This is a genomic window from Streptomyces viridifaciens, assembly GCF_001888885.2.
Classification (GTDB): domain Bacteria; phylum Actinomycetota; class Actinomycetes; order Streptomycetales; family Streptomycetaceae; genus Kitasatospora; species Kitasatospora aureofaciens.
Genome location: NZ_CP090841.1, coordinates 5,532,303 through 5,553,820, shown reverse-complemented (window position 1 = coordinate 5,553,820; position 21,518 = coordinate 5,532,303). Strand labels below are relative to the sequence as shown.

Here is a 21,518-nt window from a genome sequence, read left to right as displayed (position 1 = left end):
GCCGACTACCGCTCCGGGTCAGTGCGCGGCGGCCTCCCAGTTGGCGCCGACACCGACGGAGACGTCCAGCGGGGCGCGCAGCGGGTAGGCGCCGGCCATCTGCTCGCGGACGACGGCCTCGACCCGGTCGCGCTCGCCCGGGGCGAGCTCCAGCACGATTTCGTCGTGCACCTGGAGCAGCATCCGGGAGGCGAGCCCGGCCTCGCGCAGCGCCTCGTCGACCCGCAGCATGGCGATCTTGACGATGTCGGCGGCCGAGCCCTGGATGGGGGCGTTGAGGGCCATCCGCTCGGCCATCTCGCGGCGCTGGCGGTTGTCGCTGTTGAGGTCGGGCAGGTAGCGGCGGCGGCCGAGCAGGGTCTCGGTGTAGCCGGTGGCGCGGGCCTCGTCGACGACCCGGTGCAGGTAGTCGCGCACGCCGCCGAAGCGCTCGAAGTAGGTGTCCATCAGGCCTTGGGCCTCGGCCGGCTTGATGCCGAGCTGCTGGGAGAGCCCGTATGCGGACAGCCCGTACGCGAGGCCGTAGGACATCGCCTTGATCTTGCGGCGCATCTCGGCGTCCACCGCCGCGCCGGGGACCTCGAAGACCTGGGAGGCGACGGTGGTGTGGAGGTCCTCGCCGGTGGCGAAGGCCTCGATCAGCGCCTCGTCCTCGGAGAGGTGGGCCATGATCCGCAGCTCGATCTGCGAGTAGTCGGCGGTGAGCAGCGACTCGTACCCGGCCCCGACGACGAAGGCGCGGCGGATGGCGCGCCCCTCCTCCGTCCGGACCGGGATGTTCTGCAGGTTCGGGTCCTGCGAGGAGAGCCGGCCGGTGGCGGCGACCATCTGGTTGAAGGTGGTGTGGATCCGGCCCTTGGGCGAGACCGTCTTGAGCAGGCCCTCGACGGTGGTGCGCAGCTTGGCCTGGTCGCGGTGGCGCAGCAGGATGACGGGCAGCTCGTTGTCGGTCTGGGTGGCCAGCCAGGTGAGCGCGTCGGCATCGGTGGTGTAGCCGGTCTTGATCTTCTTGGTCTTGGGGAGGGCGAGTTCGCCGAAGAGGATCTCCTGGAGCTGCTTGGGCGAGCCGAGGTTGAACTCGCGCCCGGCGGCGGCGTGGGCCTCCTCGACGCAGCGCTGGATCTCGGCGGCGAACTGGGTCTCCAGCCGGGTGAGCCAGTCGCGGTCGGCGGCGATGCCGTGGCGCTCCATGCGGGCGAGCAGCGCGGCGATGGGCAGTTCCATGTCGTGCAGCAGCCCGGCGGCGCCGACCTCGGCGAGGCGGGTGTCGAAGAGAGCGGCGAGGTCGAGCACGGCGCGGGCCTGGAGCATGAGGGCCTGGGCGTGCGCGGTCGGGTCCTCCTCCGGTGCGTCGAAGGCGAGTTGGCCGCTCTCGGCCGCCGGGGCGGGGGTGAGGGAGCGGGCCAGGTACTCCTCGGCGAGGACCTCCAGGGTGAAGGTGCGGCGGCCGGGCTTCTCCAGGTAGGCGGCGAGCGCGGTGTCGGCGACGACCCCGGCGATGGTCCAGCCGCGCTCGGCGAAGGCGCGCATGACCTGCTTGGCGATGTGCAGGGCCTTGGGGGCGGCCGCGTCTGCGAGCCAGCCGGCGAAGGCCTGCTCGTCCTCCTCGGCGAGCAGCGCCGGGTCGAACCAGGCGGCCGACTCCCCTGCGGCGAGGGCGACTTCGCTGACCTCGCCGGTGCCGAGCGCCCACTGGTAGACGGCGGCGAGGGCGACGGTGGTCTTGCCGTCGGAGGCGTGCTCGCGCAGCCAGGCGGCGAGCGTTCCGGGGTCGGTGAGCAGTTCGCCGTCGACCTCGACGCCGGGGGCGAGCTCGGCCTCCACCGCGGCCTCGCCGACGGCCGGGTCGATGCCGAAGACCCGGTCGCGGAAGTTGGCGTTGCGGAACTCCAGCGACTCCATCAGGGTGCCGACGGCGGCCTTGTCGAACGGCCGGCGGGCCAGGTCGGCGACGCCCAGCGGGAGTTCGACGTCGCGGACCAGCTCGGTGAGCACCCGGTTGCGCTTGACCGAGTCGAGGTTGTCGCGCAGCTTCTCGCCGATCTTGCCCTTCACCTCGTCGGCGCGGGCGACGAGTTCGTCGAAGGAGCCGAACTGGTTGACCCACTTGGCGGCGGTCTTCTCGCCGACGCCGGGGATGCCGGGCAGGTTGTCGGACGGGTCGCCGCGCAGGGCCGCGAGGTCGGGGTACTGGCGCGGGGCGACGCCGTACTTCTCGGCGACCTTCTCCGGGGTGAAGCGGGTGAGCTCGGAGACGCCCTTGGTGGGGTAGAGCACGGTGACGTGGTCGGTGACCAGTTGGAGGGAGTCGCGGTCGCCGGTGACGATGTCGACGTCGTAGCCGGCCGCCTCGGCGGCGGTGGCCAGGGTGGCGATGATGTCGTCGGCCTCGAAGCCCTCGACCGTCATCCGGGGGATGTTCATGGCGTCGAGGAGTTCGCCGATCAGGCCGACCTGGCTGCGGAACTCGTCCGGCGTCTTGGCGCGGTTGGCCTTGTAGTCGGGGAACTCGGCGGAGCGGAAGGTCTGCCGGGAGAGGTCGAAGGCGACGGCGAGGTGGGTGGGCTGTTCGTCGCGGACGGTGTTGGCGAGCATCGAGGCGAAGCCGTAGACCGCGTTGGTGGGCTGGCCGGTGGAGGTGTTGAAGTTCTCCACGGGCAGGGCGTAGAAGGCCCGGTAGGCCATCGAGTGCCCGTCGAGCAGCATCAGCCGGGGCCGCGCGCCGGCCCCGCCGTCACCCGTCGCGCCCTTGTCCGTACTCTGCGTAGCCACGTCAACGTCCGTTCCTGCCGATTCCACTACCGGTCACCGATCCTATGGCCCGGCACCGACAAAAGGGGCGCCGCGCCAGGGCGGCACCGCCACTACCGGCGAGTAGGACGGTCGTACGATCACAGGCAGCACGACGACGCGACACCCCCGAAGGAGTACCCCCATGACCGACGCGGCTCCCGACACCGCCCCCGTCCTGAAGGTCCCGCAGGACGTGCTCGACCACTTCGCCAAGCTCGGCGTGAGCCCGGAGACCTTCTCCGGCGGCCACCTCGGCGAGAAGCTCGGCATCCGGATCGTCGAGGCCTCCGGCGACCGGGTGGTCGGCACCATGCCGGTGGAGGGCAACCAGCAGCCGTACGGGCTGCTGCACGGCGGCGCCTCCGCGGCGCTGGCCGAGACGCTCGGCTCGATCGGCGCGATGCTGCACGCCGGTCCGGGCCGGTACGCGGTGGGCGTGGACCTCAACGCGACCCACCATCGCTCGGCCACCTCCGGTCTGGTCACCGGGGTGGCGACGGCGGTGTTCAAGGGTCGTACGGCCGCCACGTACGAGATCGCGATCACCGACGACACCGGCAAGCGGGTCACCAGCTGCCGGCTGACCTGCATGCTGCGCGACCTGTAACGGGCCTGCGGGTACGGCCGGTTCGGCCCGGAGAGCAGCAAGTCCCCTTCCCGCCCCCTCGTTTGACCGTCCGCCCCCGTGGGCAGGCGTTGGTCTGAGCGAGGGGGCGTCGGCATGTCCGGATGCGATCGACGCGTCTCCCACCCTTCCTCCCACTCCTGTAACGCAGCGTAATAAGTAGGAAATCCGCGCAAGCGGCGGTTCCGAGACCCCGAAGCCCCTTCACCGCGCCCCCCTTGTCCGCAATGCGGACGTGCACGGTCGAATGCAGCACATCGGACACCTGCGTCCGATTATCGACAGCGCCAGCGGCAACCCCCATTTCTGGCCCTTACATCCCGCCACCAGCGGGTAAACGCCCGGCAGTTCAGGGTCGGTCGAGCCGGAACGACCACATGCTGAGACAAATGCTCCGTGTGCTCATAACAAGAGAATCACAGCCTGCTCACACCACTGCCCGAGCCGCCCCCCGACATCTAGAGTCACGGCCAGTCACCGCGCCATCCGGAATGGGCCCGGCCCTCCGCGCATCCCGGCTCCCGCCACTCGGCGCGGCGCCTCCTGAACCGAAGGGGACCCTCGTGCGTCATCGTTCAGCAATTGTCGTGAGCATTGCCGTGATCGGCGCCCTCAGCCTCAGCGCCTGCGGCTCCCGCGGCGGCAAGTCCGGCGACAACGCCGGCAGCAAGGACAACAACGCCGCCACCACCACCGTCGTGATCGGCGTCGACGCCCCGCTCACCGGCGACCTCTCCGCCCTCGGCCTCGGCATCCGCAACTCCGTCGACCTCGCCGTCAAGACCGCCAACGCCACCAACGAGGTCCCCGGCGTCAAGTTCGAGGTCAAGGCCCTGGACGACACCGCCAAGCCCGCCCCCGGCCAGCAGAACGCCACCCAGCTGGTCAGCGACTCCAAGGTCCTCGGCGTCGTCGGCCCGCTCAACTCCAGCGTGGCGCAGTCGATGCAGCAGATCTTCGACGACGCCGGCCTCACCGAGATCTCCCCCGCCAACACCGGCGTCGCCCTCAGCCAGGGCGAGAAGTGGGCCACCGGCGACAAGAAGCGCCCCTTCAAGTCCTACTTCCGCACCGCCACCACCGACGCCGTCCAGGGCCCCTTCGCCGCCCAGTTCCTCTACAACGACGCCAAGAAGACCAAGGTCTTCCTGATCGACGACCAGAAGACCTACGGCGCCGGCCTCGCCGCCACCTTCAAGGGCCAGTTCACCAAGCTCGGCGGCACCCTCGCCGGCGAGGAGCACGTCAACCCCGACGACCGCGACTTCTCCGCCATCGTCACCAAGGTCAAGGCCTCCGGCGCCGACGCCGTCTACTACGGCGGCGAGTACCCCGCCGCCGGCCCGCTCTCCCTCCAGCTCAAGGACGCCGGCGTCAACATCCCCCTGATGGGCGGCGACGGCATCCAGAGCGACGAGTTCATCAAGCTCAACCCCAAGAGCCAGGGCGACTTCGCCACCGCCGTCGGCCTGCCCGTCGAAACCCTCGACACCGCCAAGAAGTTCATCGCCGACTACAAGGCCGCCAACTACAAGGACGCCTACGAGACCTACGGCGGCTACTCCTACGACAGCGCCTGGGCCATCATCGAAGGCGTCAAGAACGTCGTCGCCGCCAACAACGGCAAGCTGCCCAGCGGCGACGCCCGCAAGGCCGTCCGCGACGCCGTCCAGAAGGTCTCCTTCAACGGCGTCACCGGCAAGGTCTCCTTCGACGAGTTCGGTGACACCACCAACAAGCAGCTCACCGTCTACACCGTCAAGGACGGCAAGTGGGCCGTCGAGAAGTCCGGCACCTTCAACGGCTGACCGCCCCTCCGCAACCCGTCACCACCAGCACCACCAGCGCGCGGGGGCGCCACGAGTGCCCCCGCGCGCCCCCACATCCACCACCCACGCGGACACCCCAGAACGCACTACGGAGGCCCAGCGGTGCACGACCTACCGCAGCAGCTGGCCAACGGCCTGATCCTCGGCGCCCTCTACGGACTCGTCGCGATCGGCTACACGATGGTCTACGGCATCGTCCAGCTCATCAACTTCGCCCACGGCGAGATCGTCATGGTCGGCGGCTTCGGCGCCCTGACCGCCTACCTCGCCCTCCCCGGCGGCACCACCCTGTGGCTGGCCCTGCCACTCATGCTGATCGCCGGCATCCTGGTCTCCACCCTCACCGCCGTCGCCGCCGAACGCTTCGCCTACCGGCCACTGCGCAACGCCCCCCGGCTCGCCCCGCTGATCACCGCGATCGGGCTGTCCATCTTCCTCCAGCAACTCGTCTTCTCCTTCTACCCCGACGCCAAGAAGGCCCGGGTCTTCCCCAAGATCCCCGGCGACCCCTTCAGCCTCGGCTCCGTCACCGTCCAGCGCAGCGACCTCTTCCTGATCATCGCCGCCCCCCTGTGCATGCTCGCCCTCGGCTGGTTCGTCACCCGCACCCGCTCCGGCCGTGCCATGCAGGCCACCAGCCAGGACCCCGACACCGCCAAGCTCATGGGCATCGACACCGACCGCATCATCGTCATGGCCTTCGCCATCGGCGCCGCGTTCGCCGCCGTCGCCGCCGTCGCCTACGGACTGCGCAGCGGCCAGGTCGACTTCCGGATGGGCTTCATCCTCGGCCTCAAGGCCTTCACCGCCGCCGTCCTCGGCGGCATCGGCAACATCTACGGAGCCATGCTCGGCGGCCTCGCCCTCGGCCTCGCCGAAGCCCTCGCCACCGGCTACATCCAGCACCTGCCCGGCATGCACCTCTTCGGAGGCGGCGCCTGGAAGGACGTCTGGGCCTTCGTACTCCTCATCCTCGTGCTCCTCGTCCGGCCCCAGGGCCTGCTCGGCGAGCGCGTCGCGGACAGGGCGTGACCACCATGACCACCAGAACCGAGACCACCCCGGTCATCCCGCTGCCCGCCACCGCCGCCACCACCCTCACCGGACTCGGCGCCCTCGCCGTCGCCGCCTCCGCCGCCATGTCCTGGACCTGGACCAGCGACTTCCCCGGCGACCTCACCTACTACGGCTCCCCCGCCGGCCTCCAGTGGCTCGCCGTCGCCGCCGGCGTCCTCACCCTCGCCCTGCTGCTCGCCACCCTCGGCACCCCCGGCCTGCGCTGGGCCGCCCCCACCCGCAGCAACAACGCCGTCCTGTACGCCGCCACCGGCGCCCTCGCCGTCGCCGCCTACTCCGTCACCTCCATCTCCACCGAACTCGGCGGCCTCGCCAACCTCGAACCCGGCGGCTGGGTCCTCGCCGCCGGCGGCCTCCTCGGCGTCCTCGGCGCCCTCGGCCTCCCCCTCGACCGGCGCACCCACGTACCGCTCCGCATCCTCGACAAGCGGCTCTTCCTCCTCCTGCCCGCCGCCCCCGTCGGCTGGATCGCCGCCCACGCCATCCCCGGCGACAAGCCCGTCGCCCCCGTGATGACCGCCCTCTCCGGCGCCCTCGCCATCGCCGCCGGCGCCGTCCTCCTCCTCCAACTCGGCCACCTCGCCAACAGCCGGCTGCGCCTCGGCAAGGTCGACCGCCCCCTCCCCGCGCCCCGCGAACTCCCCTCCTGGGTCGAGGTCCTGCTCATCGTCGCCGCCTTCGGCGTCGGCTCCTACGCGATCACCTTCGGCATCGACACCGACTACGGCGAGCTCTTCATCGGCTACCTGCTGCTCATCGCCTTCATGATCGCCGCGCTCGCCGGCTCCGGCCTGCTGGGCAGGCTGCGCGCACTGACCCTCAAGTACCGCCCGGTCACCACCGGCGCCGCCTTCGCCGCCGCCGCCAGCTTCCCGTTCCAGACCGGCGAGCAGTACGCCTCCGTCGCCACCAACATCCTGATCTTCGCCACCGTCGCCCTCGGCCTCAACATCGTCGTCGGCCTCGCCGGCCTGCTCGACCTCGGATACGTCGCCTTCCTCGGCGTCGGCGCCTACGCCGCCGCCCTGGTCTCCGGCTCCCCCGCCTCACCCATCCACGTCCAGCTGCCGTTCTGGGCCGCCGTGATCGTCGGCGCCGCCGTCTCCATGGTCTTCGGCGTCGTGATCGGCGCCCCCACCCTGCGCCTGCGCGGCGACTACCTCGCCATCGTCACCCTCGGCTTCGGCGAGATCTTCCGCATCACCATGCAGAACCTCAACGGCACCACCGGACCCAACGTCACCAACGGCTCCAACGGCATCCCCCGCATCCCCGAACTGAACATCCTCGGCTTCGACTTCAGCCAGACCCACGCCCTCGGCGGCATCCAGATCGGCCGCTTCGGCAACTACTACCTGCTGATGCTGCTCGTCACCGCCCTCGTCGTCCTGGTCTTCGCACGAGTCGGCAACTCCCGCATCGGCCGCGCCTGGATCGCCATCCGCGAGGACGAGACCGCCGCCGAAGCCATGGGCATCAACGGCTTCCGCCTCAAACTCCTCGCCTTCGCCCTCGGCGCCTGCCTCGCCGGCGTCGCCGGCACCGTCCAGGCCCACGTCACCTACACCGTCACCCCCGACCAGTACACCTTCGCCGACGCCCTGCCCCCCAACTCCGCCTTCCTCCTCGCCGCCGTCATCCTCGGCGGCATGGGCACCATCAGCGGCCCACTCGCCGGCGCCACCCTCCTCTTCCTCATCCCCAAGAAACTCGAATTCCTCTCCGACTACCAGCTCCTCGTCTTCGGCGCCGCCCTCATCGTCCTGATGCGCGTCCGCCCCGAAGGCCTCATCCCCAACCGGCGCCGGCAACTGGAATTCCACGAAGCCGACGAACCGGCCCCACCCGCCGCCGACGACGACACCACCGCACTCACCAAGGCAGGGGCGTGACCCGCCACATGACCACCACAACTGCGCCCCTGCTCGACGTCACCGGCGTCACCATGCGGTTCGGCGGCCTCACCGCCGTCAACGACGTCTCCCTCACCGTCGGCGAAGGCGAGATCATCGGCCTCATCGGCCCCAACGGCGCCGGCAAGACCACCTTCTTCAACTGCCTCACCGGCCTGTACGTCCCCACCGAAGGCGCCGTCCGCTACCGCGGCACCGTCCTACCCCCCAAACCCCACCTCGTCACCCAGGCCGGCATCGCCCGCACCTTCCAGAACATCCGGCTCTTCGCCAACATGACCGTCCTGGAGAACGTCCTCGTCGGCCGCCACACCCGCACCAGGGAAGGCATCTTCTCCGCCATCCTCCGCCTCCCCCGCTACCACCACGCCGAGGCCGAGAGCCGCGAGAAGGCCATGGAACTCCTCGCCTTCACCGGCCTCGCCCACAAGGCCGACCACCTCGCCCGCAACCTCCCCTACGGCGAACAGCGCAAGCTCGAAATCGCCCGCGCCCTCGCCTCCGACCCCGGCCTGCTGCTCCTCGACGAACCCACCGCCGGCATGAACCCCCAGGAGACCCGGGCCGCCGAGGAACTCGTCTTCGCCATCCGCGACCAGGGCGTCTCCGTCCTCGTCATCGAGCACGACATGCGGTTCATCTTCAACCTCTGCGACCGCACCGCCGTGCTCGTCCAGGGCCAGAAGATCGTCGAAGGCGACCGCGCGACCGTCCAGAACGACGAACGCGTCATCAGCGCCTACCTCGGCGCCCCGCTCGAAAGCACCACCCCCGCCGCACCGGAGGACACCCAGTGACCGCACTCCTCGAGGTCGAGGACCTCCGCGTCGCCTACGGCAAGATCGAAGCCGTCAAGGGCATCAGCTTCACCGTCCACCAGGGCGAGGTCACCACCCTCATCGGCACCAACGGCGCCGGCAAGACCACCACCCTGCGCACCCTCTCCGGCCTCCTCAGACCCACCGCCGGCCGGATCACCTTCGACGGCCAGGACCTCGCCACCGTCCCCGCCCACAAGATCGTCGCCCTCGGACTCGCCCACTCCCCCGAAGGCCGGCACATCTTCCCCCGCATGACCATCGAGGAGAACCTCCTCCTCGGCGCCTTCCTGCGCACCGACGCGGCCGGCATCGCGGCCGACGTGGAACGCGCCTACTCGTTGTTCCCCATCCTCGGGGAGCGCCGCCGCCAGGCCGCCGGGACGCTCTCCGGCGGCGAACAGCAGATGCTCGCCATGGGCCGGGCGCTGATGTCCCAGCCCAAGCTGCTCATGCTGGACGAGCCCTCGATGGGCCTCTCCCCGCTGATGATGCAGAAGATCATGTCCACCATCGTCGAGCTCAAGGCGAGCGGCACGACCATCCTGCTGGTCGAGCAGAACGCCCAGGCCGCCCTGTCGCTGTCCGACCGCGGCTACGTCATGGAGACCGGCCGCGTCGTCCTCTCCGGGACGGGCGCCGACCTCCTCCACGACGAGTCCGTCCGCAAGGCGTACCTCGGCGAGGACTGACCCCGCCAAACGCAAGGAGGGCCCGGCAGAAACGTTCTGCCGGGCCCTCCTGCGTACCGCCCTACTCGGGCTTACCCTCTTCCGCCTTCTTGCGGTCCTGGGCCTCGCCCTCCTCGATGACCGCCTCGGCCACCGCCGCCATCGTCATCCGGCGGTCCATCGACGTCTTCTGGATCCACCGGAACGCCGCCGGCTCGTTCAGCCCGAACTTCGTCTGCAGCACACCCTTGGCGCGGTCCACCAGCTTCCGGGTCTCCAGCCGCTGGGTGAGATCCCCGATCTCCTTCTCCAGCGCCCGCATCTCGGTGTACCGCGACACCGCCATCTCGATCGCCGGCACCAGGTCCGACTTCGAGAACGGCTTCACGATGTACGCCATCGCCCCGGCGTCCCGCGCCCGGTCCACCAGCTCCCGCTGCGAGAACGCGGTCAGCATCAGGACGGGCGCCAGGTGCTCCTCATGGATCTGCTCAGCGGCCGAGAGCCCGTCCAGCACCGGCATCTTCACGTCGAAGATCGCCAGGTCCGGCTTCAGCTCCTTCACCAGCCGTACCGCCGTCTCCCCGTCCCCCGCTTCGCCGACGACGGTGTACCCCTCCTCCTCCAGCATCTCCTTGAGGTCGAGGCGGATCAGCGCCTCGTCCTCGGCGATCACGATCCGGGTGATCTGGGGCGAATCGGTCTCAAGCGGCTGTGCCTGCTCGTCGGCGGTGCTCACTGCGCTCCTAGTTCCGGCGGGGTACTGCATGCACGAGGGTACCTAGCTGCGCTCGACGGTGCCCACAGGGTATCCTTCGTGGGCGCGAACCAGCCGGGTTGGTGGAAGGGCAGACACGATCGCCTCAAAAGCGATTGCCTGAAAGGGCGTGTGGGTTCGAATCCCACACTCGGCACCAGAATTTCCCTGGTATTCCCAGGTTGCAGGAAATTCACCTCATCTAGTGGAACGCCGTCAAAGCATCCAGCATTCGGCTGCGCACGTCGCAATGTGACGCACATGACCGCTCTCTCCGTGCGCGAACAGGCTGTCCACCTCCTCCGTCGCGGCATCAGCAATGCCGAAGTGGCCCGTCGGCTCCGTGTCCCGCAAGGCACGGTTTCCTGGTGGAAGCACCAGGACCTCGCCAAGCGCAACAAGCTCCCCGGCCGTAAGCGCTCTGCCTGTATGCACTGCTACGGCGACGAGCTGAACCGCCCCGCCTACTCCTACCTACTCGGCCTCTACCTCGGCGACGGCCACATCCTGCTGCCCAACGAGTACCGGAGGACCCAGAGCCTCCAGATCACCTGCGACGACAAGTGGCCGGGCATCATGGATTCCGTCGAACAGGCCATGCGCGAGGTCCTCCCCAACAACAAGCCTTGCCGGGTGCGGCGCACCGGATGCCATGACGTCAAAGTCTATTCGAACCACTTGACCTGCCACTTCCCCCAGCACGGCCCCGGAAAGAAGCACGAGCGCAGCATAGCCTTGGAGCCCTGGCAGCAGGAGATCGTCGATACGCACCCGTGGCAGTTCCTACGCGGTCTCATCCACTCCGACGGTTGCCGCATCACCAACTGGGCCACCAAGACCGTCGACGGCGTGGTCCGTCGCTACGAGTACCCGAGGTACTTCTTTACCAACACCTCGACCGACATCATCGGCCTCTTCACCGCCACCCTCGACGCCGTCGGCGTCCAGTGGAAGGCCTCGATCCCCCGCCTCACCGGGCAGGTCAACATCTCCATCGCCCGAAAGGACTCCGTCGCCCTCATGGACGCCCACATCGGCCCCAAGTACTGACCCCCGCACAGCGGTTCGCTCGCACTCGGCCCGGGCGGCCTCGTAGGCCGCGCCTGCGCCGGGGCGGTTCATAACCTCCTCGTGGAGGTCGCGCCAGAGGGTGCGCCCGTGATCGCGCATCTCTCCGATTCTCACCCGACCCGGCGCACGGGCGGCATCCCTCACACGAGGGATGCCGCCCGAGGAAACGCCCCTCAGACGTCCAGGGTCCCCACGTGGTGGACGCGGACGAGGTTGGTGGAGCCCGCCAACCCCGGAGGGGAGCCGGCGGTGATGATGACGATGTCGCCCTTCTGGCAGCGGCCGAGGGAGAGCAGGGCAGCGTCGACCTGTTCGACCATCTGGTCGGTGGTCGGGGCGAACGGGCCGAGGAAGGTCTCCACGCCCCAGGTGAGGGCGAGTTGGCTGCGCACGGCCGGTTCGTAGGTGAAGGCGAGCACGGGGATGGGTGAGCGGTAGCGGGTGAGGCGGCGGGCGGTGTCGCCGGACTGGGTGAAGGCGACCAGGTACTTGGCGTGGAGGAAGTCGCCGATCTCGGCCGCCGCGCGGGCGACGGCGCCGCCCTGGGTCCGCGGCTTGGTGCCGGTGGTCAGCGGAGGCAGCCCCGCGGCCAGGATGTCGTTCTCGGCAGCCTCGATGATCCGGCCCATGGTCCTGACCGTCTCGACGGGGTACTTGCCGACGGAGGTCTCCCCGGAGAGCATGACCGCGTCCGTGCCGTCGAGCACCGCGTTGGCGACGTCGGAGGCCTCGGCGCGGGTCGGCCGGGAGGCGTTGATCATCGAGTCGAGCATCTGGGTCGCGACGATGACCGGCTTGGCGTTGCGCTTGGCAAGCTTGATGGCGCGCTTCTGGACGAGCGGGACCTGTTCGAGGGGCATCTCCACGCCCAGGTCACCGCGGGCCACCATGATGCCGTCGAAGGCGTCCACGATGGAGTCCAGGTTCTCGACCGCCTGCGGCTTCTCGATCTTGGCGATGACCGGAACGCGCCGCCCCTCCTCGTCCATCACCCGGTGCACGTCCTCGATGTCGCGCCCGCTGCGGACGAAGGAGAGCGCGACCAGGTCGGCCCCGGTGCGCAGCGCCCACCGCAGGTCGGCGACGTCCTTGTCGCTGAGTGCGGGGACGGAGACGGCGACGCCGGGGAGGTTGAGGCCCTTGTGGTCGGAGACGAGTCCGCCTTCGATGACGAGACATCGCACTCGGGGGCCGTCGACCTCGACGACTTCCAGGGTCACCCGTCCGTCGTCGACGAGGATGCGTTCGCCGCGGCCGACGTCGCCGGCGAGGCCGGCGTAGGTGGTGCCGCAGATGGTGTTGTCCCCCACGACGCCCTTGTCGGTGGAGATGGTGAACTCGTCGCCGCGTTCGAGGAGTACGGGTCCGTGGGCGAAGGTGTCGAGCCGGATCTTCGGGCCTTGGAGGTCGGCGAGGATGCCGACGCTGCGGCCGGTTTCGTCGACGGCCTTGCGGACGCGGCGGTAGCGTTCCTCGTGCTCGGCGTGCGAGCCGTGGCTGAGGTTGAGTCGGGCGATGTCCATACCGGCGTCGACCAGGGTTTTGATCTGGTCGTACGAGTCGGTGGCCGGCCCGAGGGTGCAGACGATTTTTGCTCGGCGCATACTGCTGAGGGTAGGCATTACCGGCGCGTAACCTCGACGTGGGTACGGACCGCGGGATGACCTTTGGGGTAAGGGGAGTTGAACAATCTGACACTTCCTCGGACCGTTGTGCGAGGGCCCTCCCCGCAGTCGTGCTGAAGCGGCCTGCGGAGGCCCCCGGGGCCCCCGGCCGATGCGATTCCGTGAAACGGTGTTCACCCCCGGTTCACCGCCCCTTCCGTCCGTGCTCCCCGCCCGGCGGGACGCTCGTCACCCCCGGGTGACCGCGCCCGGGTGTGGAGCGACGAGGGGGAGGCGCTCGGAATGAGACGCGCTCTGGGGGTGGTCGCCGCCCTGGCCCTGTTGGGCGGGGTGACGTACGCGCTGGTCCCGGACGACGGCCCGGACCCGCGGAAGACGGTCACGGTCACCGGGCTGATCGGTTCGGAGAAGCGGGCGTTCTTCGAAAGTCCTGAGGTGAAGGCGGAGTTGGCGAAGCAGGGCCTGGAGGTCCACTCCGACTCGACCGGTTCCTGGACGATGAGCGAGCAGGCGAAGAGCAACTCCGGGCTGGACTTCGCGTTCCCCGCGAGCACCGCACCGGCCCGCGAGATCCAGCGCAACTGGGGGCAGCAGGACTCGCCGTTGGTGCCGTTCTACTCACCGCTGGTGGTGGTGGCGCACGCGCCGGTCGCGCAGGTCCTCAAGGACAACAAGCTGGCGGCGCAGGACGCCGATTCGGGCGTCTGGACGTTCAGGATGGACGAGTACGTCAACGTCCTCAGGGCGAACCGCAGGTGGCAGGATCTGACGAACGCGGAGGGCCACGGTGATCTGGCCGGGCCGATCTACGTCACCACCACCGATCCGGAGAGTTCGTCCTCCGGCGCGCTGTACGTCGCGCTGCTGTCGTACGTCCTCAACAACCACCAGGTGGTGTCCGACGACGCGGGGGTGGAGGCCGCCCGGCCGGTGCTGCACCAGGCGACGGCGATGCAGGGCGGCCAGAAGAGCAGCAGCGACGAGCCGTTCCGGGACTTCCAGGCGGGGGTCGGCAATCCGTTGTTGTTCGGGTACGAGTCCCAGGTCGCCTCGCTGACGGCCCAGGGCCAGTCGGCCGGCGACACGGTGGTGATGTACCCGGACACCACGGTCTACTCCGACCACACCATCATCGCCCGCACGGAGAACGGCAGGAAGCTGGCCGCCCTGCTCCAGGACGACGACGCGCTGCGCACCCTGGAGGCCCGGTTCGGCTTCCGCCCGCAGGCGCGTCCGGGCGCCTTCGCCGAACTGGTGAAGGGCAGCAGGCAGCCGGCCTTCGCCCAGGACCTGAACGCGGCGAGGGTGAAGCAGTCGCCCGTGCCGTCCCTGGACAACCTGCTCAAACTGACCGCGGCGGCCAAGGGGAGCCCGAAGTGAACCACCCGATCAAGAGCCGCAGTTGGCTGATCGCCGCGCTGGCGGCGGTGCTCGCCGCGGCGACCGCCTGCACCTCCTCCCCCGCCCCGGCACCGCAGCCGAACCCGACCGGCTCGCTCGCGGAGACCGCGCGCCCCGGGGTGCTGCGCGTCCTGGCCGGCAGTGAGCTCCAGGACCTCCAGCCGGTCCTGGACGATGCCCGCAAGGCGACCGGGGTGACGGTGCAGCTGGCCTTCACCGGCACGCTGGACGGCGCGGACACGGTGTCCTCGGGCCGGGCGGACGGCAAGTACGACGCGGTCTGGTTCCCGTCCAACCAGTATCTGCGCCTGGATCCGACCGGCAGGTCCAAGGTGCTGTCGGAGACCCCGGTGATGGTCTCCCCGGTGGCGGTCGGGGTGCGCTCCTCGGTGCTCGCCGACCTCGGCTGGGGCGACGGCTCGAAGGTCACCTGGGCGCAGATCGGCGACGCGGCCGCCGCGGGGAAGCTGTCGTACGGGATGTCCGACCCGTCGCGTTCCAACTCCGGTTTCTCCACCCTGGTGGCGGTGGCCTCGGCGTTCTCGGGCGCGGGGGCGGCGCTGAGCGAGGCGGACGTGCAGAAGGCGACGCCGCAGCTGAAGCAGTTCTTCACCGGCCAGAAGCTCACCTCCGGTTCCTCGGGCTGGCTGGCGCAGGCGTACACCCGGGCCGAGCCGGGCAGGGTGGGGGCGCTGGTGAACTACGAGTCGGTGCTGCTGTCGATGAACAGGACCCTGCCGCCGGAGCAGCGGCTGACGGTGGTGCGCCCGGTGGACGGCGTGGTCTCGGCGGACTACCCGCTGTCGCTGCTGTCCTCCTCGGGGCCGGGCGAGCGGGAGTCCTTCCAGCGGCTGGCCGCCTACCTGTTGAAGCAGGACGTGCAGCAGCGCATCTCGGAGCTGACGCTGCGCCGCCCGGTGACGGCGGGCGCGGCCCCGGCGGCGGGGCTGCCGACCGACCGCCGCCGCGAGCTGCCGTTCCCGGGGACGCGGGCGGTGGCGGACGGCCTGCTGGGCTCGTACCAGAACGAGCTGCGCCGCCCGTCGAGGACGGTGTACGTGCTGGACACCTCGGGTTCGATGGAGGGTGCGCGGCTGAGCTCTCTGAAGACGGCGCTGGGCCGGCTGACGGGCACGGACGACACCCGCGGGGTGCGGCGGTTCCGGGACCGCGAGGAGGTGACGCTGATCTCCTTCGCCTCGCAGGTGAAGTGGACGAAGACCCACGTGGTGCCGCCCTCCGGCGGGACGCCCGGTCCGGAGGCGGAGCTGGCGTCGATCAACGCCGACGTCCAGTCGCTGCGGGCCGAGGGCGGTACGGCGCTGTACGACTCGCTGGAGCAGGCGTACCGGGTGATCGAGGGCCAGCAGAAGGCGGCGAACGACGACCGTTTCACCTCGATCGTGCTGATGACGGACGGGGAGAGCAACGAGGGTGCCACGGACGGCGACTTCAGGAGCTTCCACGATGCGCTGTCGCCCGCCGAGAAGGCGATCCCGGTGTTCCCGATCAAGTTCGGTGAGGCGGCGGTGGGCCAGTTGCAGGGGATCGCGGACGTGAGCGGCGGCAAGCTGTTCGACGGCGGCGGTTCGCTGGACGGGGTGTTCGAGGAGATCCGTGGCTACCAGTGACGGGTACGGCCGGAGGGCGCTGCGGTACCTGGAGTCGACCAGGAACCTGGTCGGCTGCGGGGGTGGCGCCCTCGGGCTGGGGCTGCACTTCGCCGGGCTTGGCGGGGCGTGGTGGCCGGGGGTGGTGGCGGGGTTGTACGGGGCCGGGGCGCTGCTGACGCCCGGCCCGAAGCCCACGCCCCCGCAGCCCGCACCGCCGCCGGTCCCGACGCCTGCGCCTGCGCCTGTGTCCGTGTCTGTGTCAGCGCCACGCGAGACGGCCGAGCCCCCGCCCGACCCCGAACTGGAGGCGCTCACCGTCTACCTGGACACCGTCCCGCTGCCCGCCTCGGCCGGGGTGGACGCGCTGCTGGCGGCGCTGCGCGAGACCGGGCCCGGTCCGGCGGCCGACCGGATCGTCCGGCACCGGCTGCCGGTGGCGGTGGACGGCTATCTGCGGGCCCGGACCTGGCTGCCGTGGGCGGGCCCGGACACGCCGGACCCCGCGGCGGAGCTGGGCCGGGAGGTGAAGCAGCTGGCGGCCGAGCTCGGCTGAGCAGCTTTCCGGAAAGGCCCCCGACCGGCCGGAAGCCGACCGTCCCGGTCCGTACCACCTCCTCCCCCGCCCATGCCGGTCACGAACGAGTCGCCAAGATCTCACCTGTTGGAAACGTCCGGGGGCTATCCAGCGGCCCGGCCCGCACGGCACACTTCTACGCGCGTCCCTCTACGCGCGTCACCGCAGTAGCGGACGCGCCACGCACTTCGTACGTCCACAAGTTGACGGCCCATCGGCCGTCGTTCCCACTCGGGAGAGTCGTCCATGCCCCTGAACCGCCGTGACTTCGTCACCCGGTCCGCCGCCACCGCCGCCGGCGCCGCCCTGACCGGCGGAGCCGTCGTCGCCGCCGCCCCCGCCGCCGCGGCCGCCGAGCCGGACACGGCGGCCGCCAAGGGCAACAAGCGCAAGCCGCGCCGCCAGGCCTTCACCGTCATGGGCACCACCGACCTCCACGGCCGGGTGCTCAACTGGGACTACTTCACCGACGCCGAGTACGTCGACAAGGCCCACAACGCGGTCGGCCTCGCCAAGATCTCCACCCTGGCCAACCAGGTCCGCGAGGACAAGGGCTGGGACCGCTGCCTGCTGATCGACTCGGGCGACATCATCCAGGGCACCCAGCTGACCTACTACTACGCCCGGATCGAGCCGATCGCCACCGACGGCGACAACGTGCCGGACCACCCGATGGCCGTCGCCATGAACCTCATGGGCTACGACGCCGCCGCGCTCGGCAACCACGAGTTCAACTACGGCATCCCCACCGTGAAGGCCTTCGAGGACCAGCTGGAGTTCCCGCTGCTGGGCGCCAACGCGCTGCACGCGAAGAACGAGAAGCCCGCCTTCAAGCCGTACGTGATCAAGGAGGTGTGGCTGGACGAGGACACCCCGATCAAGGTCGGCATCCTCGGCCTCACCAACCCGGGCATCGCGATCTGGGACAAGGCCAACGTCGCCGGCAAGATGGTCTTCCCGGGCATCGTGGAAACCGCCGCCAAGTACGTGCCCCGGATGAAGGCCGCCGGCGCGGACGTCATCGTGGTCTCCGCCCACTCCGGCATCGACGAGGCCACCACCTACGGCGACCAGCTCCCCTGGCCCGAGGACGCCTCCGGCGAGATGGCCGCGACCGTCCCGGACATCGACGCGGTACTGGTGGGCCACACCCACAAGGAGGTCGCCCAGCGCCTCATCGTCAACAAGAAGACCGGCAAGACGGTCGTGCTCTCCGAGCCGCTGTGCTGGGGCCAGCGCCTGAGCTGCTTCGACTTCGAGGTCGAGTTCGCCGACGGCCACTGGAAGGTCGCCTCGGTCTCCTCCCGGGTGCTGAACTCCAACACCGCGCCGGAGAACCCGGAGATCAGCAACGCCATCCTCGGCCAGCACAAGAAGGTCGTGGCGTACGTCAACCAGAACATCGGCACCAGCAAGATCGAGCTGTCCATCGCCGACGCCCGGTTCAAGGCCACCCCGATCATCGACCTGATCGGCAAGGTCCAGGCCGACGCCGTCAAGGCCGCGCTGGCGGGCGGGCAGTACGCCAACCTCCCGGTCCTGGCCCAGGCCGCCCCGTTCAACCGCACCGCGCTGATCCCGTCCGGCCAGGTCAAGCTGCGCGACGCGGCCGGCCTGTACATCTACGAGAACACCCTGGAGGCCCGCATCCTGACGGGCGCCCAGCTCAAGGACTACCTGGAGTTCTCGGCTAAGTACTACAACCAGCTCGCCGCGGGCGCCCCGGTCAACAAGGACACCCTGACCAACGCCGAGGACACCCCGGACTACAACTACGACTCGCTCTACGGCCTGAGCTACGACATCGACATCGCCCAGCCCAAGGGCAGCCGGATCGTCAACCTCAGCTTCCAGGGCAAGCCGATCGACCCGAACGCCCAGTTCGTCCTCGCGGTCAACAACTACCGCGCCAACGGCGGCGGCAACTTCCCGCACGTCGCCACCGCCAAGGCGGTCTGGTCGAACTCCGACGAGATCCGCAACACCATGATCGCCTGGGTCAAGGCCAAGGGCGTCATCGACCCCGCCGACTTCTTCACCGACTCCTGGCGCCTCGTCCGCGCCGGCCAGCCGGTGTTCTAGTCGCAGCTTTCCACGAAGGCCGTCCGCCCCCGCGCGGACGGCCTTCGTGCCTCTCCCGGTGGAAGAATGGAGCCATGAGCGAGTTCCAGATTCCCGACCGCCACGCCCAACTGCTCGCGTACGCGCAGAGCCTGACGCCCCCGGCCGGATGGAAGCTCGAGATCTCCGGCGACGAGATCATCATGATGGCCGGACCGTCCGCGATCCCTCAGCGCAACCTCCTGCAGATCCGCGAGCAGTTCGACGCACACCGCCCGTCCGACATGATGCCGAGCGAGAACTCCGACCTCGCCTCCCCCAACGTGGGAAAGCTGCGCAACCCCGACCTCACTTACATCCCCCTGGAATCGAGCGGCAACCAGATCCCGGCCGAACAAGCGCCCATCGCGGTCGAGATCGTCTCGCCGTCGAACCCGGAGAACGACCTGGTCGGCAAGGTGCGCGACTACCCACTGATGGGCATCCCGCTCTATCTCCTGATCGACCCGCGCGAGGGCGACATCACGCTCTACTCCGAGCCCTCCGCTGGCGGCTACCACCAGCAGTGGCACGGCAAGTTCGGCGACCGCGTGCCGGTCCCGGCCCCCTTCGACTTCGAGCTCGTTACCGACCGCCTCGTCCGCTACTCGGCCTGAACCACTCTCCCCACGAGACGATCGGACATCCAGCCGAGACTGAAGGATATTCATCCGCTCTTCCGGCCTCCCTACTGTTGAGCACGTCGAGAACGGCCCCACGGGGGCCGGTGTTGAACCGGATGAGGGAGAGTTCGATGCGCGCAATCGTGCAGCAGGAGTTCGGCGGCCCCGAGGTCATGAAGGTGGCCGAGGTGGAGCGCCCGAAGCCGTTGAGCGGCGAGGTGCTGGTGCGGGTGAAGGCCGCCGGGGTGAACCCGGTGGACGTGGCGGTGCGGGCGGGGGCGTTCCCGCTGCTGGGCGAGCCTCCGTTCACGGTGGGCTGGGACGTCTCCGGGGTGGTCGAGGAGGCCGGCCCGGGCGCCCGCTACCGGGTGGGCGAGGAGGTGTACGGGATGCCGTTCTTCCCCCGCGCGGCCGGCGCCTACGCCGAGTACGTGGCCGCGCCGTCCCGCCAACTGGCCCGCAAGCCCGCTTCGCTGGACCACACCGAGGCCGCCGCGCTGCCGCTGGCCGCGCTGACCGCCTGGCAGGGCCTGGTGGACCTGGCGAAGGTCGGCGAGGGCGACCGGGTGCTGGTCCACCGTGCGGCCGGCGGCGTCGGCCACCTCGCGGTGCACATCGCCAAGGCCCGCGGCGCGTACGTGATCGCCCTCGCCAGCGAGCCCAAGCACACCTTCCTCAAGGAGATCGGCGCCGATGAGGTGCTCGACTACCGGACCACCGACTACACCGAGGCGGTCCAGGACGTCGACGTCGTCTTCGACTCCTCCTCCGAGGGCACCCGCGCCCTCGAGGTGCTCAAGCCGGGCGGCACCCTGGTCAGCATCATGGAGCACTGGAACCATGAGCTGGCCGCCGAGATCGAGGCCGCCGGGCGGCGCTTCGCGGGCGTCTCGGTGGAACCCGACTACGCCGGCCTGGAGGCGATCGCCGCCCTGGTCGACGAGGGCCGGATCCGCCCGCACGTCGCCGCGGTGTTCCCGCTCGCCGAGGCCGGCCGGGCCCACGAGCTGGTCGCCTCCGGTACCGTCCAGGGCAAGGTCGTCCTCACCACGGACTGACCGTCGAGCGACGAGAACCCCGGGGGCCGACGATGGACATCCTGACCGAGGCGCTGGCCTCGATGCGCACGGCGCACCCCGCGTCGGTGCGCACCGAGGGCCGCGCGCCGTGGGCCCTCCGGCTGCCCCCGGTGGCCGGGGCGGGCTTCCACGTGGTGCTGTACGGCACCTGCTGGCTGGTCCCCGCCGACCCGGCCGCCGGCGGCGGGCCCGTTCCCCTCAGTCCCGGGGACGTCATCTTCCTGCGGGACGGCCGGGGCCACGTCCTGGCCGACACCCCGGACACCCCGCCGGTGGACGCCGAGGCCTGCCGGATCGACCACGGCTCGCCGATCGGCACCCTGACGATCGGCGGCGACGGCGCCCGCACCAGTCTGCTGTGCGGCAACTACCACCTGGACCAGGGCCGTCCGCACCCGATGGTCCGCCAGCTGCCGGCCGTGATCCACCTGCCGACCAGGCACGGCCGCCACCCCGAACTGGCCGCCGCCGTACAGCTGTTGGGCACCGAGCTGGAGAACCCCCGGATCGGCTCGAGCGGGATCGTCCCGGCACTGATCGACTCGCTGCTGCTGTACGTCCTACGGGCCTGGTTCGAGGACCAGCCCCCCGCGGCCGCCGCGGGCTGGGCGGCGGCCCTGCGGGACAGCGCCGTGGCGCCCGCCCTGAACGCCATCCACGAGGCCCCGGCGACCGCCTGGACGGTGGAGTCCCTGGCGGACCGGGCGGGCCTGTCCCGGGCCGCGTTCGCCCGCCGCTTCACCTCGATGGTGGGCGAGCCGCCGATGGCGTACCTGACCCGCTGGCGGATGACCACCGCCGCCCGGCTGCTGCGCGAGTCGGAGGCGCCGCTGACGGCGGTGGCCGCGCAGACCGGGTACGGCTCGGAGTACGCCTTCGCGAAGGCGTTCAAGCGGGAGTTCGGCCAGGCCCCCGGCGGCTTCCGCCGGGAGGCCCGCGCCGCCTGAGG

At 70.2% G+C, this 21,518-nt stretch carries 17 protein-coding genes and 1 tRNA gene; 15 read left to right on the top strand and 3 right to left on the bottom strand.

Annotated features, from left to right (window positions below):
• Positions 1-18 precede the first annotated feature (18 nt).
• Entirely contained in the window at positions 19-2,706 is a 2,688-nt protein-coding gene (polA, locus tag BOQ63_RS32015; RefSeq protein WP_050367169.1) for a DNA polymerase I, read from the bottom strand.
• A 229-nt stretch (positions 2,707-2,935) separates the two neighbouring features.
• Here polA and BOQ63_RS32010 point away from each other — a divergent pair, with 229 nt between their 5' ends.
• From BOQ63_RS32010 to BOQ63_RS31985, 6 genes are all read left to right on the top strand, one after another.
• Entirely contained in the window at positions 2,936-3,400 is a 465-nt protein-coding gene (locus tag BOQ63_RS32010; RefSeq protein ID WP_030281858.1) for a PaaI family thioesterase, read from the top strand.
• A gap of 581 nt (positions 3,401-3,981) precedes the next feature.
• On the top strand, positions 3,982-5,226 hold the full coding sequence (locus tag BOQ63_RS32005) for a branched-chain amino acid ABC transporter substrate-binding protein (protein ID WP_030281859.1): 1,245 nt from the start codon (positions 3,982-3,984) through the stop codon (positions 5,224-5,226).
• 123 nt (positions 5,227-5,349) lie between these two features.
• Positions 5,350-6,279: a branched-chain amino acid ABC transporter permease gene (locus tag BOQ63_RS32000; protein WP_030281863.1), complete on the top strand. Its 930-nt coding sequence runs from the start codon at positions 5,350-5,352 to the stop codon at positions 6,277-6,279.
• A gap of 5 nt (positions 6,280-6,284) precedes the next feature.
• A complete protein-coding gene (locus BOQ63_RS31995; RefSeq protein WP_191093605.1) occupies positions 6,285-8,216 on the top strand; it encodes a branched-chain amino acid ABC transporter permease in 1,932 nt (643 codons plus the stop codon).
• Positions 8,217-8,224: 8 nt separating this feature from the next.
• Positions 8,225-9,034: an ABC transporter ATP-binding protein gene (locus tag BOQ63_RS31990; protein ID WP_046385622.1), complete on the top strand. Its 810-nt coding sequence runs from the start codon at positions 8,225-8,227 to the stop codon at positions 9,032-9,034.
• Positions 9,031-9,747 (top strand): ABC transporter ATP-binding protein, encoded by a 717-nt coding sequence (locus BOQ63_RS31985; RefSeq protein WP_030281869.1) that lies wholly within the window; start codon positions 9,031-9,033, stop codon positions 9,745-9,747. The genes BOQ63_RS31990 and BOQ63_RS31985 overlap by 4 nt, the downstream gene beginning before the upstream one ends.
• Before the next feature lie 61 nt (positions 9,748-9,808).
• On the opposite strand, the gene BOQ63_RS31980 is transcribed toward BOQ63_RS31985, so the two are convergent.
• Positions 9,809-10,465, bottom strand: coding sequence for an ANTAR domain-containing response regulator (locus tag BOQ63_RS31980; RefSeq protein ID WP_037828837.1), 657 nt, complete (start codon positions 10,463-10,465; stop codon positions 9,809-9,811).
• Positions 10,466-10,557: 92 nt separating this feature from the next.
• On the opposite strand from BOQ63_RS31980, the gene BOQ63_RS31975 reads away from it, so the two are divergent.
• Together BOQ63_RS31975 and BOQ63_RS31970 are read left to right on the top strand one after the other, a co-directional pair.
• Positions 10,558-10,643, top strand: a tRNA-Leu gene (locus BOQ63_RS31975).
• A 101-nt stretch (positions 10,644-10,744) separates the two neighbouring features.
• The gene (locus BOQ63_RS31970) at positions 10,745-11,533 is read left to right on the top strand and encodes a helix-turn-helix domain-containing protein (protein WP_030281873.1); all 789 of its coding nucleotides are present in this window, start codon (positions 10,745-10,747) and stop codon (positions 11,531-11,533) included.
• 194 nt (positions 11,534-11,727) lie between these two features.
• Here BOQ63_RS31970 and pyk read toward each other — a convergent pair whose 3' ends face one another.
• Entirely contained in the window at positions 11,728-13,158 is a 1,431-nt protein-coding gene (gene pyk / locus BOQ63_RS31965; RefSeq protein ID WP_072655369.1) for a pyruvate kinase, read from the bottom strand.
• A gap of 303 nt (positions 13,159-13,461) precedes the next feature.
• Here pyk and BOQ63_RS31960 point away from each other — a divergent pair, with 303 nt between their 5' ends.
• The 7 genes from BOQ63_RS31960 to BOQ63_RS31930 all read left to right on the top strand — a co-directional run bounded on the left by BOQ63_RS31960 (position 13,462) and on the right by BOQ63_RS31930 (position 21,516).
• Positions 13,462-14,559 carry a substrate-binding domain-containing protein gene (locus tag BOQ63_RS31960; RefSeq protein WP_030551206.1) on the top strand — a complete coding sequence of 366 codons (1,098 nt, stop codon included), beginning with the start codon at positions 13,462-13,464 and terminating at the stop codon, positions 14,557-14,559.
• The gene (locus tag BOQ63_RS31955; protein ID WP_223886092.1) at positions 14,556-16,211 is read left to right on the top strand and encodes a vWA domain-containing protein; all 1,656 of its coding nucleotides are present in this window, start codon (positions 14,556-14,558) and stop codon (positions 16,209-16,211) included. Before BOQ63_RS31960 ends, BOQ63_RS31955 begins: the two co-directional genes overlap by 4 nt.
• Positions 16,198-16,746, top strand: a complete 549-nt coding sequence (locus BOQ63_RS31950) for a hypothetical protein (RefSeq protein WP_143174807.1) — start codon at positions 16,198-16,200, stop codon at positions 16,744-16,746. Before BOQ63_RS31955 ends, BOQ63_RS31950 begins: the two co-directional genes overlap by 14 nt.
• A 267-nt stretch (positions 16,747-17,013) precedes the next feature.
• Complete coding sequence (locus tag BOQ63_RS31945) at positions 17,014-18,849, top strand: bifunctional metallophosphatase/5'-nucleotidase (protein WP_072655368.1); 1,836 nt, start codon at positions 17,014-17,016, stop codon at positions 18,847-18,849.
• 74 nt (positions 18,850-18,923) lie between these two features.
• A complete protein-coding gene (locus tag BOQ63_RS31940) occupies positions 18,924-19,484 on the top strand; it encodes a Uma2 family endonuclease (RefSeq protein ID WP_072655367.1) in 561 nt (186 codons plus the stop codon).
• Between the two features lie 137 nt (positions 19,485-19,621).
• Positions 19,622-20,548 carry an NADP-dependent oxidoreductase gene (locus BOQ63_RS31935; protein WP_072655366.1) on the top strand — a complete coding sequence of 309 codons (927 nt, stop codon included), beginning with the start codon at positions 19,622-19,624 and terminating at the stop codon, positions 20,546-20,548.
• Positions 20,549-20,580: 32 nt separating this feature from the next.
• On the top strand, positions 20,581-21,516 hold the full coding sequence (locus tag BOQ63_RS31930; RefSeq protein WP_072655365.1) for an AraC family transcriptional regulator: 936 nt from the start codon (positions 20,581-20,583) through the stop codon (positions 21,514-21,516).
• Positions 21,517-21,518: the final 2 nt, after the last annotated feature.